This is a genomic window from Spirosoma horti, assembly GCF_054776595.1.
On sequence record NZ_BAAHBQ010000005.1, the window covers coordinates 142,653 to 159,367 of the forward strand.

At 48.7% G+C, this 16,715-nt stretch carries 13 protein-coding genes; 4 read left to right on the forward strand and 9 right to left on the reverse strand.

The genetic code is table 11. From position 1 onward, the window contains the following. Positions 1-744: 744 nt before the first annotated feature. The 3 genes from ACYVAM_RS15635 to ACYVAM_RS15645 form a co-directional block, all read right to left on the reverse strand. Positions 745-2,211: a right-handed parallel beta-helix repeat-containing protein gene (locus tag ACYVAM_RS15635; protein ID WP_461068562.1), complete on the reverse strand. Its 1,467-nt coding sequence runs from the start codon at positions 2,209-2,211 to the stop codon at positions 745-747. A 74-nt stretch (positions 2,212-2,285) separates the two neighbouring features. Further along, positions 2,286-3,182 (reverse strand): glycosyltransferase family protein, encoded by an 897-nt coding sequence (locus ACYVAM_RS15640; RefSeq protein ID WP_461068564.1) that lies wholly within the window; start codon positions 3,180-3,182, stop codon positions 2,286-2,288. Positions 3,183-3,929: 747 nt separating this feature from the next. After that, the gene (locus ACYVAM_RS15645) at positions 3,930-4,277 is read right to left on the reverse strand and encodes a LytTR family DNA-binding domain-containing protein (RefSeq protein ID WP_461068566.1); all 348 of its coding nucleotides are present in this window, start codon (positions 4,275-4,277) and stop codon (positions 3,930-3,932) included. 261 nt (positions 4,278-4,538) lie between these two features. On the opposite strand from ACYVAM_RS15645, the gene ACYVAM_RS15650 reads away from it, so the two are divergent. Further along, positions 4,539-5,741, forward strand: coding sequence for a hypothetical protein (locus ACYVAM_RS15650; RefSeq protein ID WP_461068568.1), 1,203 nt, complete (start codon positions 4,539-4,541; stop codon positions 5,739-5,741). 140 nt (positions 5,742-5,881) lie between these two features. Here ACYVAM_RS15650 and ACYVAM_RS15655 read toward each other — a convergent pair whose 3' ends face one another. Continuing rightward, the gene (locus ACYVAM_RS15655) at positions 5,882-7,231 is read right to left on the reverse strand and encodes a hypothetical protein (protein ID WP_461068570.1); all 1,350 of its coding nucleotides are present in this window, start codon (positions 7,229-7,231) and stop codon (positions 5,882-5,884) included. 341 nt (positions 7,232-7,572) lie between these two features. Between ACYVAM_RS15655 and ACYVAM_RS15660 the strand changes: the two genes are divergently transcribed. Further along, entirely contained in the window at positions 7,573-8,136 is a 564-nt protein-coding gene (locus ACYVAM_RS15660; protein WP_461068572.1) for a pentapeptide repeat-containing protein, read from the forward strand. Here ACYVAM_RS15660 and ACYVAM_RS15665 read toward each other — a convergent pair whose 3' ends face one another. The 3 genes from ACYVAM_RS15665 to pdxA all read right to left on the reverse strand — a co-directional run bounded on the left by ACYVAM_RS15665 (position 8,137) and on the right by pdxA (position 11,445). Then, positions 8,137-8,775, reverse strand: a complete 639-nt coding sequence (locus ACYVAM_RS15665) for a DNA-3-methyladenine glycosylase (RefSeq protein WP_461068574.1) — start codon at positions 8,773-8,775, stop codon at positions 8,137-8,139. 5 nt (positions 8,776-8,780) lie between these two features. After that, the gene (locus tag ACYVAM_RS15670) at positions 8,781-9,668 is read right to left on the reverse strand and encodes a YicC/YloC family endoribonuclease (protein ID WP_461068576.1); all 888 of its coding nucleotides are present in this window, start codon (positions 9,666-9,668) and stop codon (positions 8,781-8,783) included. 94 nt (positions 9,669-9,762) lie between these two features. Then, positions 9,763-11,445: a 4-hydroxythreonine-4-phosphate dehydrogenase PdxA gene (gene pdxA / locus ACYVAM_RS15675; protein WP_461068578.1), complete on the reverse strand. Its 1,683-nt coding sequence runs from the start codon at positions 11,443-11,445 to the stop codon at positions 9,763-9,765. Between the two features lie 154 nt (positions 11,446-11,599). On the opposite strand from pdxA, the gene ACYVAM_RS15680 reads away from it, so the two are divergent. Further along, complete coding sequence (locus ACYVAM_RS15680; protein WP_461068580.1) at positions 11,600-12,535, forward strand: 2-hydroxyacid dehydrogenase; 936 nt, start codon at positions 11,600-11,602, stop codon at positions 12,533-12,535. A gap of 103 nt (positions 12,536-12,638) precedes the next feature. Here the strand turns inward: ACYVAM_RS15680 and ACYVAM_RS15685 are convergent, their stop codons facing one another. Next, the gene (locus ACYVAM_RS15685) at positions 12,639-14,432 is read right to left on the reverse strand and encodes an IPT/TIG domain-containing protein (protein WP_461068582.1); all 1,794 of its coding nucleotides are present in this window, start codon (positions 14,430-14,432) and stop codon (positions 12,639-12,641) included. Between the two features lie 163 nt (positions 14,433-14,595). Here ACYVAM_RS15685 and ACYVAM_RS15690 point away from each other — a divergent pair, with 163 nt between their 5' ends. Continuing rightward, entirely contained in the window at positions 14,596-16,137 is a 1,542-nt protein-coding gene (locus tag ACYVAM_RS15690) for a P-loop NTPase family protein (protein ID WP_461068584.1), read from the forward strand. A gap of 116 nt (positions 16,138-16,253) precedes the next feature. On the opposite strand, the gene ACYVAM_RS15695 is transcribed toward ACYVAM_RS15690, so the two are convergent. Continuing rightward, on the reverse strand, positions 16,254-16,574 hold the full coding sequence (locus ACYVAM_RS15695; RefSeq protein ID WP_461068586.1) for a heavy metal-binding domain-containing protein: 321 nt from the start codon (positions 16,572-16,574) through the stop codon (positions 16,254-16,256). Positions 16,575-16,715: the final 141 nt, after the last annotated feature.

The window sequence follows — 16,715 nt, forward strand, 5'->3', positions numbered from 1 at the left end:
GAATGGGTGAAAACTGACTTAACAATCGTTAATCGTTCGTACGTCTTTTCAGTAGTACTATACTTTTGGTATGTTGATTTGACTGATAATCAGATTTTACTGCTCTACGGCTTTCTAGTAAAAGAGGCTTGGAGCGTGTACTGCTAGAGTACTAAGAAGATGGGTGCACGGTGGAGCACATAACGGATAAACTTGACGTTCGCCGTTGTACTATTATAACTCGAAAGTAGAATGTTGATTTCTGAAGACAAAGGATTACTGAATTCACGACCTTCTTAGGCTTGTAAACAAATATTTTAAATTGATTATTAGTTTACTCTAGTCGGTAACAACTTGGGTAGGTTATTACGTCTGGAGTAATAATGATATGGGATTTATATCATGTATTCTATAAAACAAGCAAGTAATACCTGTTAAGAAATTAACTCTGCATTTTGCCTGTTTATGGGAATAGTTATACCATTGATGGGAATTTTTAAAAAACAACTCTAGCGCTTTATAAATACTGATTTGTATTATTACCAGATGTTGCATGTGTTACTTTTTTCATAAGTGGAGTTGACTCGGCCTATCCAGGACAGGATGCTTCGCTGGATCGTAGATCAGGCCTATTCTGGTGAGTAAAAGCAAACTGCCCATCAGCAGTTGATCGCTGATGGGCAGAATAAAGAATGGGTAGCCAAGACGATTCTAACTAGCCATAAGCAGGTATGAGATCGTTGATTTATCGGCTAAAAGCCGCTTTTAGGGAATTAAGTTGCCAGCCGCGTCGTAATTCATGGATGCCTTGCAACTAGCGCCTAACACAGCATCATAGGGCTTTCCGCCCACTCCCTGGATCAGTTTATTACCCGTTAGTACGTTGTTCGTTGCTTTGCTGCCATACGCTAAAAATGTAGCCTGATTGACCGCGTTTGTTTTGTTCGAAATGGTATTGTTCGAGAACGTGTTATTCGGGGAGTTATCACAAACGATTGCTTTGGTAGCCGAACTCTCGATCACATTTTCGGTGAACGTGCCACCCGCCGTTGACGAAAACAACTCGATCATTCCCGTCATTCTGAATGTGTTCTTCGTGAACTGAACGGCTCCTCCATTAAAGAGCTGGATGCCTCCTGTGCATAAACCAACTGTTGAGTTACCACTAATAATCATGCCGCCAACGATCGAGCCATTACCACCTCCGTCGTTGGACCCTTCAAGGAATTTGTCGAATACGCCTTCAAATTTGTTATTCGTAATCGTCACATGCTGAGCCGCCCCGGCAATTTCAATCCCGAACAGACTGCAGTTTTTGATGTAATTGTTGTCCACCGTAAGTTGGTCCAGCGGGCCAGACAACGAGATACCAAAGTGGCAATTGTAGAACGTATTGCCACTCACATTGATGTTTTTTCCCGCATAAACGTTGAAATTGTCATGGTTGAAAATTTCACACGCCATGCGTTTCGCCTGCACGGTGTTATTGCGAACGATGATGTTGGAGGCCGTTCGTCCGGCCTGAATTTTTAGCGTCAGCCAGTTGGTACTGTCTTTGGCCGCGCTGTCGTCTCCGCTACAGTTCTGGATCGTTAGGTTAGAAACGGATGGACCATCAATTGAAATGGTACCATAATTGCCAATTTCCTGCGAGGATACAACCCAGCTTAGGCCATCAATCAAGACATTGTCCAACGATGCATTGGGGGTTGTTGCGCTGACAAGAGCGCCCAAAGAAACGTGGGACTTTGGCAGTCGGATAATTGCTTTACCTGGATTAGCCCGTAAGGTCAAATTACTCCTCAAGTTGGCATTAGTGGTCTGGGTATAGGTGCCATCCGGAATGGTGATGTCGTCCGTAGCATTTATGGCTACCTGCAATTCAGGCCCGATGTCGTCGTCGGATTCGGTGATGCCGAACCAAAACCCGTTGGCCGACCCCGAGAACTCCCGTTTGTAGCGGTATCCTTTTATCGTAACCAGTGTCAGCCCCATGTTGTCAGTACTGGTATGATCGGTCTGATCCAGTTTGAATACGCCCTCTTTGCCCGCATCCGTGATCTGGATGCGAGTAGGAACCGAACTGCCCGAAAAGGCTCTTAGCTGGGCAATCGTTAGCGCGTCCTGCCGCTCAACGATGGTGTCCGGTTCGGGGTCAGATGGTTTGCAATGGGCAAGGATGGTGAACGAAGCGACCAGCATCACGCATTTGAAAAAAGCTGAATATGTCATTACGATGAGCGATCTAGAGATAAACACGGTAAAAAAACGCCCCGATAAACACGATCGGGGCGGGTAAAACTGGATCAACGCATGCCAGCAAGCGTTTTCAATCGATTAAAAATCCGAATGGGAACGCTGTATCGACGCAGCGTCTGTTGCTGATAATATTCCGTAGACTGAACGATTCTGGGCAGCGTAAAGACCCGTTGTGTCCCATCGTCCAGTTGGGTTTTGTAGCGGTTGTAAATATTCGTGTGGGTAGCTTCTTCGCCAAAACCGATATTTTCCACTTTCGAAATAGTTGGATATACGGTTAAGCCATTGTTTTTGAACCGGTTAAAGCAAAAGCGGATGTCCCAGGCATCTGCGCGCCCTTCCATCTGGTCGCGGAGCATACCCAACAGGTCGGAGCCGCCCTGCATGAACAGGCGCTGTTCGGCTTTGTCCTGTGTAAAGGCCGGGTAGTCGGCCATATCCCAATCAATCGACTGCCAGCGATCGGCCCAGGTAGCCCATCCCCAGGGGCTATGGCGGGGAATAAAATAGGCATCTGATTCATGATTTGCCGGTTTCTGAAACGGGAACGTGTAACCTGCAACGGAGTAAACCCGCTTATTTTTGGCATACTGTTGCAAGCCCTGGTTCATGAAATCCAGGAAATTAGGCGACGTTATTAGATCATCTTCGACAATGATGGCGGTGGGGTATTTGGCCAACACCTGAGAAATGCCCCGAATAACCGAATCGGCACACCCAATGTTGGTTTCCGCGTAGTCTCGATGAATGCTTTTGAAGCCTGAAATTGCATCCAGAAGTTGACGAACCTCCGCCACTTTTGGGGCATCTGCCGGGCGCTTTGGCGCATCGGCAAAAATGTACAGATCACTTTCCGAAGCTAAATAGTTGGCTTCAAGAGCCTGGATAGTTGCCTTTAGTTCATCGGGACGCTTGTAGGCAAATAGAATTACCGGTGCATTCATATAATAAAACGATTGAGTAGACTAAGTTTTTGTTGGCGCCACAAAGCCGGTTCGTTGGAATATGCTGAGTGAATTAAGACCTGTTCGCACGTCAGTGGCATTGCCTATCAGAAAAGAATCTGCTTATGTATCGAATAAGTACGTGTAAAGGGCCGGTCAATCGCCATTGGGTGGCAGGCCCAAACGTGACTGGCTAACGGGTAATCACCTGATCGATCCAGGGACATTGTGCCCGCTCTGTTAGCTGCACGTTGCCATCGGGGTGGGCGTTATTCAGGTAAGGGTAGAAACTGGTAGCTTATCTAGTTTGGGAGGAGCATCAGCCGGGAAGCGATGCGCCTGTTCAGGTTGCTTGCCAGTATATCTACTATAAAACTAGAGGGGGAGTTTTCTTAAACAAAAAGCAGATGCCTATACGAATAAAGACAGGAATAAATTAAAGTGATAGCTGTATGTACGTATCGTTTGTAATGGCGATAATTTATTTATTTATAGCTCTATATAGTAACAATAATATAAAATCAGCTTGATTTAAAATAGTACTATTCTTAGTTATACCAGCTAAGAAATTAACTCTGTTTTCTGCGTAGGTGGTTCCTGTTTTCTGGGTAGAGTGCTTAATTTCGTGTACGAATTCAAGGTTGTCGTTAGGAACGATAAACGAATAACTAGTTTGCAAATAAAGATGAAATGAGTTAGGCATTAGCTGGAGCCTAACTTCAGAAATGAAAGTCGATCTGGTCTATGTCAGACCTCTTCGGACGGTGATCGATGTTCGTTTGTTAGTGAAAGCTGAGCAGCCGTATACTCCAGGCGATCTCGCGAAACAGGGATGAGCGTACTATCGGCTAACCGGATCCAGCCGGATCGACCTTTTTTTTGACTGAACTCCTGAACATAAGCAGGATTTATAATGGCCGAACGATGAACCCGAACAAAGTCCAGGTTTTTCTCGAACCAGTGAAGTGATTGGGTAATTAATTTAATGGAACCGTCCTGAAAATGAACTCGTGTATAATTGGCATCTCCTTCCAGCCACATAATAGATTGAATGAATACAGCTGGCGAGTGGCCAACTAATTGAATAGTTTTCATAGAGTGTTTGTTGAGTTGGTTTATATACGTACTGACTTTACGTTCGGTTTTTAAACAAATCGCAGAAATCGCTCAGAACACTATAGCCTACTCGTCTGATTCTAAGACGGAATTTTACTCATTTCAAGCCAGTTTATTCATGTGTTTATCGACTAATTTACTATTCGGTGTACAGAAATAAGGAATAATCCTATTGCTGAATTATTTGTTGTATGTCTGACTATCAGTATACTAAGGTCAATTTAATCCACACAAATACATATGCCTATTCAACAGTCTGTTCAGGCGCTCATTCGAGCCGACGACTTCCACGATAAGGCGTTTAGCTTCACAGTAGAATCGGTAGTAGAAGACTTGCCCTCCAGCCACAAAGATCTGGTCGTGACAGTATCGGATGGGTATTATATGACCACGTCGCTAACCAGCCAACCTCGTAGGGAGCAAACCTTTGAGCATATACAACAAGCTAACCGACAATGGGTTGCCAGCGGCACCATTATCTTAGCGTATACCGGGGGCTATCCTGAAAATGGTGTATTGACGATCCAGAATCCGGTGGAAGAACCGGTGGTTTTACCAATTCAGGCCACAGCAGCGGTGACCAGAAACCCTGAGCTGACGATCAGCCAGTCCGCGCTTTCGTTTAGGCAGACAGCGAGCGATAAACCAGCATATCTGTTATTGACTATTACGCAGCCATTGATCGATACGCCCATTACGCTTACAACCGATGCGTCGGCATATTTTCAACTGGCCAGCGATAGCCGTCCTTATTTTGGTTCTACCTTAACGGTAGAATCATCGGCCTCGAAGTTCCATGTGCATATCCGGTATGCTTCCACTGAGCGAGGCTTGCACAAGGGACAATTGACGATTCAGGCGCCTTATGACTGTAAGACGGTTGCCCTTCAGGGAAGGCGGACGGGGTGGTTGTCCATAAGGCCCAGGCTTAGTGCATCCGTCGATCAGCCAAAACGGGAATTGCCCAAAACCGAAAGTCGATCGGCAAGTTGGATCATCCTAGCCCTACTCGCCGGTGTGAGTGGATTAGGGTATATGGGATATACCCATAAGTGCCAGCTTTTTCCTGGCCTCTGCCCTGATTCGACTTCAAGGGTAACGGTGGTCAAGGCGCCAGTACCGTTGCCAGACGAATCAGCATCTTCCAGGAGTTTACCAAACCATGAAGACGAAGGAGCGTATTATCCGGAAAAGGCTCAGAAAAATTTAACCCAGGTGATTGATTCATTATCCCGCCTGCGGCAGTCATTTTCAGTTGATAAATCGGATGCAGGACGGGCCGAGGACGCATCGGAAGAGCCGACCGCTTCTGTTCGCCCAACTATTCGCCGTCGGGAAAGGAAAAAAAAAGCTACTGATCAGCCGAAAGAGCACAAGCGGCCAAAACCTGCGTCGGTAAATGACGAAAGCGAACTGGAAAAAGCGCTCAATAAGCAGCTTTGACTGTTAAATTCTGTCTACACAACCGGCATCGGGCTACTGCTTACTACCGCAGTAGCCCGATGCCGGTTGTATGGAGGAGACTTAGGAACTGAAGAAAAGCTTCCTGCTGGATGGAGTAGCTTAACCTACCGTAGTCAACACTACAGCGTTAACAAGGCCCCATTTTTATCAAAATTATTGTAGAACCTGTAGGTTGCCCCGTTTCCGGCCCCAATCAAGCTCCCGGAACTTCTCACAATGGTGTTATTGTAAAAAGCATTATTGGTTGCCGTTCTGCCGTTCACAATAATTATCAGCCAGCTATTGTTCACATTTTCATTGCTTATATAATTACCGGCGAATGTCAGATTAGCCACATCATTGATCTGGATGACCTTATTCTCCATCGTACTAATAAGTCTGTTATTAACAAACTGGGCATTATTTGTTGCGCCTGATAAATCTAATAGGCCAGTCATGGTCAGGAAGTTGTTTTCCATGAACATATTGTAGCCATTACGGACCTGCCATTTTCCCACGCATGTACCTACGGTCGCGTTGTCATAAATATGCATACCAGGGCTGCTGATGGTTCCATCGCCATCGTTCTCCCAGTTTCCGGCAAAAAGCGAAATAAATCGCCCCTCAAACTGATTGTTCCCTAAACGGGCGTTGTGTAGCCAACCGGCAAATTCAATGCCATAAGTCGGGCAGTCTTTCAGGTAATTATTGCTGACATCGACACCGTCGAATGAGCCAGCAACGGATATGCCGAAGCCGCAATTCTCGAATCGGTTGTTTGTTACATTGATACCTTTGCCGAGATAAGGAACAGGCTGACGCTGACTGATAAACTCGGCACCCATCCGCGCCCCCTTAGCATAGTTATTGGTGATAACGATATTGTCGGTTACTTTTCCGGGCTGTACTTTCAGAAAAAACCAGTTTACGTTAGCCGTTGGCGACGTATGAACGCTGCGGCAGTTTTGAACGGTCAGGTGTTTTACCGAAGGTCCATCAATAGTAATGGGGCCATATGAGCCTTCTACACGGGCTGTTGAGGCAACGAGCCAGTTTATCCCATCAATGGTAACATTCTCCAGGTTCTGTTCCTGCCAGTAGTTCTGAAAAGAAATGTATTCATTACCCGTCAGTTTCAGCGTCGCTTTACCCGGATTACCCTTTATGGTTACATTGCTTCGGAGAATTACTTTCGTGAGCTGATTGTATTCTCCATCCGGAATAACTACCATTTCCGTCGAATTGACTGCATTCTGAAGTTCGGGGCCAATATCGTTGTCAGCCGGTGTGATGTTGAACCAGGCGGCACTGGCCACTCCGGCATGCACACGTTTATAGCGAAGACCATTGGCCGTAACCAGGGTGACCCCTGTGCTATCCCTGCTTTGCTTATCCTTGGTATCCAGCGCGAAAACGCCTTCCTTATCCGGGTCTGACAGGTAAACGCTGTCTGGAGTGGCGCTACTTCTAAGCCCCCTTAGCTGCTCCATCGACATGTTTGTGAGTGAGGAAGATATGTTCGCTGTTTTCAGAGCAGCAGTAGAATATGGTTGTACATCTGAGCGATTACAGCCCATTAGGAAGAGGGGTGTAGCTACGGCTACTACACCACCCCAACGTACTAAATTGACGACCGGTTGTAATCTTCAGTAACCACTTACACAGCGTGTTGTCAAGACTGCGGCAGACGCATTCGGCAACTATGGTTTTATTCGGCAGAAAGGTGTAATTAGCGCAATGCTTCGGCTAATTTTGTGCCATCAAAATTGGACGTATGGTTCCGGTCAACGAACGCCTAATGCAGTAGGTAACGATTTGAAGGCAATAATAAATGGAGTTTCATCAACAGCTTTTTGACCAGAATTCAGCCCTTGTGGATCAATGGCCCCGCCACGAGTTTGAGCAGTGTACATTCAGAAACCTTGATTTATCAAAAGTTGTACTCGCCAATGCCAGCTTTACGAACTGCCGTTTCGAAACGTGTAATCTGGCAATGGCCGTATTGGAAGGGACTAAGCTAGACGATGTCGTATTTAGTAACTGCATCTTAAGCTCGCTCAATTTCGGGCATTGCAGCAGCTTTGGTTTTCATGTCGATTTTCAGGAGTGCCGCCTGGATTACGCCAGTTTTTTGAGCCGTAATCTTAAGAAAACCCACTTTGTAGATTGTTCGCTGAAAGAAGCCCGCTTTATGAGTTGCGACCTGAGTGGAGCGATATTTAAAAATTGTAACCTGGAACTAACCCAATTTGCCAACAACACGCTGACGCAGGTAGATTTCTCTACGTCTTACAACCTGACGCTGGATCCCGATGGCAATAAGCTGAAAAAGACAAAGTTCTCGCTTCACAGCTTGCCAGGTTTATTGACGAAGTACGATATCGTTATTGGTTAGCTATTTCTTACTGATATACTTATTGCCTTTCACATAGAATCGATAAGGCAGATCGGCGCCATGCGTCAGGCCAATGCGAGTGGTCGTCACCATATCGAAATCATGCAGAACGGGGCCACGAACTGAAATAGCTCCGGTCGTTAGCGACGAGAAGTTATGCTCGCTTCGACTGATACCCAGCGCAATGGTGAGTTTACCCGGCCCGTTGGCCAGATTACGTTCTCCATCGGCTGTTGTGGGATCAATGGTGTTGTTGCGGTATCGGGCGAAACCCGTTTTGAAGGCTTCATTGCGTCGGAGCCCCATCAACTCGAGACCTTCTGTGGGTTCGAGGGCACGAATCAGGACGGCTTCGCCAACGCCCTCTGGCCCCGCCACGACGTTAATGCAGTTGTAATGATTGTAGATTTGATAGACGTAGAGCGTGCCTGCCGGACCAAACATAGCCGCATTGCGGGGCGTTTGTCGACGGTAAGCATGGCAGGCCGGATCATCGGTCAGGTAAGCTTCTGTTTCAACGATAATTCCGGCCGTTGTGCCTTCGTCGGCGGATTCATGCACCAATTCGCAACCGAGCAGAAGCTGGGCTAGGGTTAGCGTATCGTGGTTTTGGTAGAAATCAAGAGGAAGTTTAGGCATATAAACTAGATCACATTCATGGTCTGTTCCTTAATTTTCTCCAGCTCATCTTTCATTTGCACCACAAACCGTTGAATGGAGGAGTCATTGGCTTTTGAGCCGATGGTATTGATCTCACGGCCAATTTCCTGCGAAATAAAGTTAAGTTTTTTGCCGTTGGCCTCTTCCGTTGCCAGTACTTCCAGAAAGTAGCTCAGGTGATTGTTTAACCGGACTTTCTCTTCCGAGATGTCGAACTTCTCTACGTAATAGACTAATTCCTGCTCAAAACGGTTTTGATCGAAGGATTCACTGTCGAGTAACTCGCGTACCGAATTCCGCATCCGGTCGCGCACCGCCGGAATACGCCGAACGTCATGTTCCTCAATATCAGCCAGTCGGTCGGTAATGATCTGGATGTACTCCTGAAACTTACTTTCCAGAACGGCTCCATCCTGCTTACGGAAGCCATCGCACCGATGAATCGCTTCCTTCACGGCCGCCAGCACCGTTTCCCAGTCGGACGAGTCGGCGGTGGTGTCGTTCGACTCGGTAAGATAAGCATTGGGCTGTTGCAGGGCCAGTTGCAGGACATCGCTATCCGGTATGCTCATCAGCATCGTGTTGGCGGTTTCTTTAAGATCCGAAACGTAGGCCAGCACCAACGGCCGGTTAATCGTAACGCCGGGCCGAACCGCATTGACCCGCGTCAGATTGAGCGAAAGTTCAACTTTCCCCCGCTCTAATTGCTGCGTCAGTAAGGCCCGAAGTTCAATTTCCTTGTCGGAAAACTGGCGGGGCATTCGGCAATAGATATCCAGAAACTTAGAGTTCAGCGTTTTAACTTCCGCTGTTACCGACAGGCCACCAGCCTCCACCGTTGCGTTGCCGAAGCCGGTCATTGATTTAAGCATAATTTATTGTTTATGGTTTTCAGTTTTCTGCTTACGGTTGACTGGCGGGTCAATAACTTTTTGCGTTAGCCAACCGCAAACAGAAAACCGTAAACTACTTTAGTGCGCCTGCTTCCAGTTCTAAAAATTCTTTTCGATTCCGGGCCACGTCGATGGCCGTGTAAATAGCCTGTAGCATGGAGGTTTCGTCTGCCATATCCTTACCTGCAATGTCGTAGGCAGTACCATGATCGGGCGATGTTCGAACAGCAGGCATGCCTGCCGTAAAGTTGACGCCTTCTTCGAAGGCAATCGCTTTAAATGGGATCAGGCCCTGGTCGTGATACATGGCCAGTACTGCATCGAATTTTGCGTAAGCCCGTGTGCCAAAGAAACCATCGGCAGGGTAGGGCCCAAACACCAGCTGGCCTTTGTTGCGCCATTCAGCAATGAGGGGTTTTATAATCTCATTCTCCTCCGTACCCAGCAATCCTTCTTCGCCTGCATGGGGGTTTAGGCCCAGTACGGCAATTTTCGGTTTTTCGATGCCAAAATCCTGCTTCAGCGACTGCATCATCAGGGTTAGTTTTTGAGCAATCCGTTCGCGGGTAACATTCTGGCGAACGCGGCCCAGCGGTACGTGGCCCGTTACAACGCCCACGCGCAGGGTCTGGCTTACCAAAAACATCAGGTTGTCCGTTACCCCAAATTCTTCGGCCAGGTATTCGGTATGACCCGGAAACTTAAACTCTTCCGACTGAATATTATTTTTGTTGATAGGGGCGGTTACCAGCGCATCCAGTTTCCCCGCTTTAAGGTCATCAACGGCACGTTGCAAACACGCCAGTGCCGCTTGTCCAGCTTCGGGAGTTACCTGACCGGGCTGAATTTCCTGGTTTTGATCGGGCCAACAGGTAATAACATTAGTGAGCTTGTGGCTGATCTGCCCTACTGTCTGGGCACCGTTCAGGTTCCAGTCTTTCAGATTCAGCAAGTTACGGTATCGGTTCAGAATCCGCATGGAGCCGTAAATGACGGGCGTGCAGATTTTTTGTAACCGGTTGTACTGCAGCGCTTTCAGAATCACTTCGGGACCTATGCCATTGAAGTCGCCGAGCGAAATGCCAATTACCAACCGATCATCGCGCCCCGCGTTTTCGGCAAGCTGGCTCGATTGGTCAGTATCCTCGCGCGGTTCAGAATTCATGAACCCGGTATCGCGCTGGCTACTCCGGTTGTCGGTTGCCGGGCGATTCCGATTGGGCTGGGCATCATCACGTTGCCGGTTTTCAGCTGATCGGGGAGTGTTTGCTGGCTGACCTTCGCGCTGCTGTTTAGGCCGTTGATTGTTCGGCCGTTGGCCTCGTTCTGGCCGGTCAGTCGATGCAGGAACAACGGCTGGCGTTGCCCCCGAAGCAGCCGGTCGTTCGTCGCGGTTCTGGCGGTTGTTCTGATTGCGCGGCTCGTTTGTACGTGGTTCGCCATTGCGTGGTTCGCCATTGCGATTATCACGTTGGTTCTGAGCGCCATTGCGTTGTTGGCCATCGCGTGGTCCGCCATCGCGGTTCCGTTCAGGGCGTTGTCCGCTGTTCCGTTGCTCATTCGTACGTGGTTCGCCATTGCGATTTTCGCGTGTTGGCGTTTCCTGTCGGTTATCTACAGCCTGACTACCCGCCTGCTGCGGAGTTGTTGGGTCGGTCTCACCCGCTTGCTTATTAGGTAGCCGATTGTCTGGAGTGGACTCATCAGACACATTCGTCCGGTGTGGGTTCGATTCTTCGGATTGGCGTTGTTCCATGCACTTTTTGTAGTTTCGCCAAGAGTTAGCAAATAGTGAAAAATGTAGAATGAAACGTGATGAATAAACGGAATAAACAAAACACGTGTTTATTCGTCACTTTTCATTCTACATTTTTCATTGTAATTGCCTGCAAGTTACGAAAACCCCACAGATGTCCCAGAATCAACTGTCTATTCTCATTGCCGACGAAATGCACCCGTCACTTTTTGCCCTGCTTGATGGGGCTGGCTTTCGGTACGATTACCAGCCCAAAATCACGCGGGCTGACTTATTAACCACATTAGCACCCTACGAAGGACTGATCATTCGAAGCAAAACCACGATAGATGAAGACGTGCTGGCTCAGGCACCCAACCTTCAGTTTATTGGCCGGGCCGGTGCCGGACTCGATTTAATTGATCTGGCGGCCGTCGAACGGCGGGGAATCCGGGTGTTTCACGCGGGCGAAGGCAACCGCGACGCCGTTGCCGAACATATGGTTGGAATGTTACTGGGTTTGCTGGCCAATATTCTGAAAGCTGACCGGGAAGTACGCCAGGGTATCTGGGACCGCGAAGGGAATCGGGGCTACGAACTTGGGGGCCTGACCGTAGGCCTTATTGGTTATGGGAATAACGGCCGTGCAACAGCCCGTCGGCTGAGTGGTTTCGGCTGCCGGGTGCTGGCCTACGACAAATTCCTGACCAACTACGGAGACACCTTTGCCGAGGAAGCCACACTGGCGAAAATCTGTGCCGAAGCGGATGTATTGAGCCTGCACATCCCGCTAACCGACGAAACCCGAAGGCTAATCGACGACGCGTTTATTGATCAGTTTGGCAAGCCTTTCTACCTGGTTAATATTGCACGGGGCGAAATTGCCTCTCTCTCGGCGGTAGTGCGTGGGCTGGAGACCGGTAAAATTCGGGGTGCCTGTCTGGATGTGCTGGAAAACGAGAAGCTAGCCAAACTTACGCCCGAACAGCAACGCTCGTTCGACTACCTTCGTCAGTCAGACCGGGTTGTCCTGACCCCGCACATTGCTGGCTGGACCCACGAGAGCTATGTTCGGATCAACGAAGTGCTGGTCAAACAGATATGCATGTAGAGACGCATACTTGCGTCTCAGACGCGTCAGCAATTTTACGTGTTTGAATAGTTTTTATTTATATGAACTGTTGCTGACGCGAATGAGCCGCAAGTATGCGGCTCTACCTAGTTACGGTAAAACTGGCACTGGTACAACTGGTGCCAGCTGCGTTCGTCAGGCAGATCTGGCCCGTTGTTGCGCCGGTTGGCACCGTCACGCGAAGGGTGGCGCCTTCGACAACAAATTTGGCAGCAGCTGATGCGCCATTGCCAAACCGAACTTCCTGAACGGTAGCTATATTCTGACCCGTTAAAATTAGGTCGTCGCCAACCTTCCCGGACTTTGGCGTAAAATCTACGTTTGAAATTAGCCGAAGTACGGTGAAGGCAGCCGTGGTGGTTGCCTCATTGGTCAGGTTTATTACGCGCAGAGGGCCCGTTTGGGCATCGGCAGGGACCGTTACCCAGCGTTCGGATTCTTCGTTTTTACCACCATCGACCGCAGCCGTAGCGGAGCCAGCGAAAAGAATCTGGGCGTCCTTCAAAAAGTCACCTCGTAAGACTACGCGTTCACCAGGCCGGGCCATAAGCGGGATCACATCCGAAACAATCGCTTTTTGAACAATAACCAGGGGGGCCGATGCTGTGCCCGCGCGGCTGGTAACGGTAACAGAACCACTAACTGCCGTTGTTGGAATACCAACCAACAGGTCCATACCTTCATTTCGGCTGGTTATGGGCACTGGAATGCCACTGATACTGACGGCCGTGATGCGGTAAAGGTTTCTGCCCGATACGGTAAGTGTTTTGCCCCGGAGCTGTCGCGCTGGTGTCAGGACGAGATTGGAAGGGGCTACATAAAAGAAGAATGGATCGGTGGCCGTTGTCGTTCCGCCAATCCCACTTGCCGATACCGACACTTGCGCCGACGCCGGTAATGCCGGTACAACGGCCTCTATTTGGGCGTCACTAAGGATACGGAATGTGGCGGGTACGTTCCCAATCAACACCGACGTCAATTGACTCATATTACGGCCTTCAATCACTAGTTTATCACCCGCAATACCATCCTGAGCCTGAAGGTGTGTAATGAATGGGGCTTGGAAGATCTTTACCGAATCGGTACTGGTGGCGACTAATGTTTCGAAAACCTGCACCGTTACCCGACCGGATGTGGCCGTAGCCGGAATGATGGTACGAATTTCGGTATCCTTGATCGTTGTCAGGGTTTTGTCGGTCGTGAGGCCATTGATACTCACAATGCCATCGGTGAAGTTTTTGCCCTGAATGACCAGCTCCGCCCCGGGCTTTGTGTTCAGGGGACTTACGCTGGTAATCTGGGGTGTTCCGGTAACAATAAATCGATTGGTAACACCGCCCCCGATGGTTTCGATCGTTAGTGGCTGAGGTCCGCGTGCTACGGTGGCGGGTACGGAAAAGGTAATCTTTTTCGCAGAGCTGTCTTGTACTACCGCATCAATATTGTCAAAACGGACCCGTTTTATCTGATTCAGGTAATCGCCGGTTACGGTAATAAGCTGCCCCTGAAGGCCGTTGGCTGGCGTAATCGCCGTTATAATTGGGGGTGGTTGCTGAACCGTAAAGGGCAGTGGGTCAGACGTGCCCTCCTGGGTTTGAACCCTAACCTGCGTTTTTCCGGGTGCAACACGAGGCACCGTTACCTGAATTGTGGTCTCGTCGTGACTGCCAATAGGGGCCGACATGGCACCGGCTCCTACACCAAATGTAACGGTTGGCTCATTGCCAAACTGATAGCCCGTCAGGGTCAGTCCCTGATCTACGTAAGCCTGGGGCGCCGACAGCTTGATAAGTTCCGGCGGGCTGTGCTGAACGCGGCAACTGGTTAATCCAATAAGTGTACTAAAGAAAAAGAAAAGTAATGTTCTTGATTTCATAAACGGCAAACGGAGCTTGTTCTCCTGGGCATAATTGGTAAAATTAGTCAATTTGACTGTCCAAAAACCATTTCCTTCGAAAGCCTGTTAGAACAATGTAACAGTGAATAATGCAAGATGAAGAATAACTCGTTATTCATTACTATCATCTATTCGTAAACAAATGAGCTACCGCAGCCTGAAAGCATCAAAATTATTAGCAATCACTACGCTTGGCGAACTCAAAGCCGCCGGGTATGAAACCCGCTCAATCAAACAGGAACTGCGGGACAATTTAATCGACCGAATTAAGGAAAAGGAAGTGGTTTTTCCGGGTATATGGGGTTATGAAGATACGGTTATTCCGGATGTAGAGCGCGCCATTCTTTCCATGCACCATATTAATTTATTGGGGTTGCGTGGGCAGGCTAAAACACGGATTGCTCGCCTGATGGTCAATCTGTTGGATGAGTATATTCCGGTGGTGGCCGGGTCAGAACTGAACGATGACCCGCTTCTGCCCCTTTCCCGCTTTGCCGTCGATCTGATCGCTGAGAAAGGCGACCAGACACCCATCACGTGGTTGCACCGGAATGATCGGTATACTGAAAAACTCGCGACGCCCGATGTATCGGTTGCCGACCTGATCGGGGATGTGGATCCCATCAAAGCCGCTACGCTTAAACTGCCTTACTCCGACGAACGGACCATTCACTACGGGCTAATTCCTCGATCACACCGTTGTATTTTTGTGATCAATGAGCTACCTGATCTCCAGGCCCGTATTCAGGTATCTTTGTTCAACATTTTACAGGAGGGCGACATTCAGATACGTGGGTTTAAACTTCGCTTGCCGCTCGATATCCAGTTCGTCTTTACGGCCAACCCGGAAGATTACACCAATCGTGGCAGTATCGTAACACCTCTGAAAGACCGGATTGACTCCCAGATTGTGACCCACTATCCGAAATCGATCGAAATCGGGAAGAAAATCACCATGCAGGAAGCCGTCGTAAAAACCGAGCAGAAAGGCATGGTGAAAACCAATGATCTGATTACTGATCTGATCGAGCAGATCGCTCTGGAAGCCCGTGAAAGTGAATACGTTGATTCGAAAAGTGGCGTATCGGCCCGGATGACGATTTCGGCTTACGAGAACCTGCTTTCCTCGGCTGAACGGCGGGCACTGATCAACGGCGAAAAAGAAACGTATGTGCGCATTGCCGATCTCTACGGTGTCGTACCTGCCATCTGTGGAAAGGTAGAACTGGTCTATGAAGGTGAGGTAGAAGGGCCGGTGATTGTGGCGCAGAACCTGATCGGTAAAGCCATTCGGAATCAGTTTTTAGGGTATTTCCCGAACCCTGAAAAAGCTAAGAAAGACAAGCGGGGTAATCCTTACAAGAAAATCACGGATTGGTTCGGTGATGGTAATGTGATGGATTTCCTCAACGAAATGACCAACCGTGATTACGAAGCTCGGTTGCGTACCATTGATGGTCTCGACGATTTGGTTGACCAATTCCATCCGCGTTTGAGCAAAACGGAAAAGCTGTTCATGATGGAGTTCGCTCTGCATGGACTGGCCGAACACTCACTAGTGGGTAAAAAGGCATTGGATACAGGCCTGTCATTCAAGGATTTGCTTGGCTCAATGTTCAACCCCGGCACCAGTTTTGGTGAAGAGGAAGAAGAGGATGACGATGACGATGACGATCGGTTCTAAACCGATTGCTGGCTATAGGTAATCAAGAGGATAAAAAAGGACGGGTATCTTATCAGGCAGTTGCTGGTAAGATACCCGTCCTTTTTTTTATCGGAAATAAACGTAGAGCTACTGCTTTACTCGACAACGACCGCCGTGCCGTTGGCGCTGACCATGAGCATGGCGCCGTTGCCGCCAATGGTCTGGTAGTCCAGATCAACGCCGATGATGGCCGTAGCACCCAGGCGGGTGGCCTGCTCAATCATTTCTTTGAGGGCTATACTTTTTGCTTCCCGTAGGGCCTGAACATAGGCCCCCGAATGACCGCCGACGACATCCTTGATCGTGGTAAAAAAATCTTTAACGAGATTGGCGCCAATAATGGCCTCACCGTTGACCAGACCCACATATTTGGTGATACGTTTGCCTTCAATGTTAGAGGTAGTCGTTACGAGCATAAGAAGAGGGTATAAAGTAACAGGCTGTTCGGCCCTAGCGGTTGTAAAGTTATACAGTTGTTCGTTTCAACATGCATCAGATATCATTTTAGCACCGGTACTTATTTTCAGGTCCTTGGCCCGGAATCGTTGCCTGGTTCA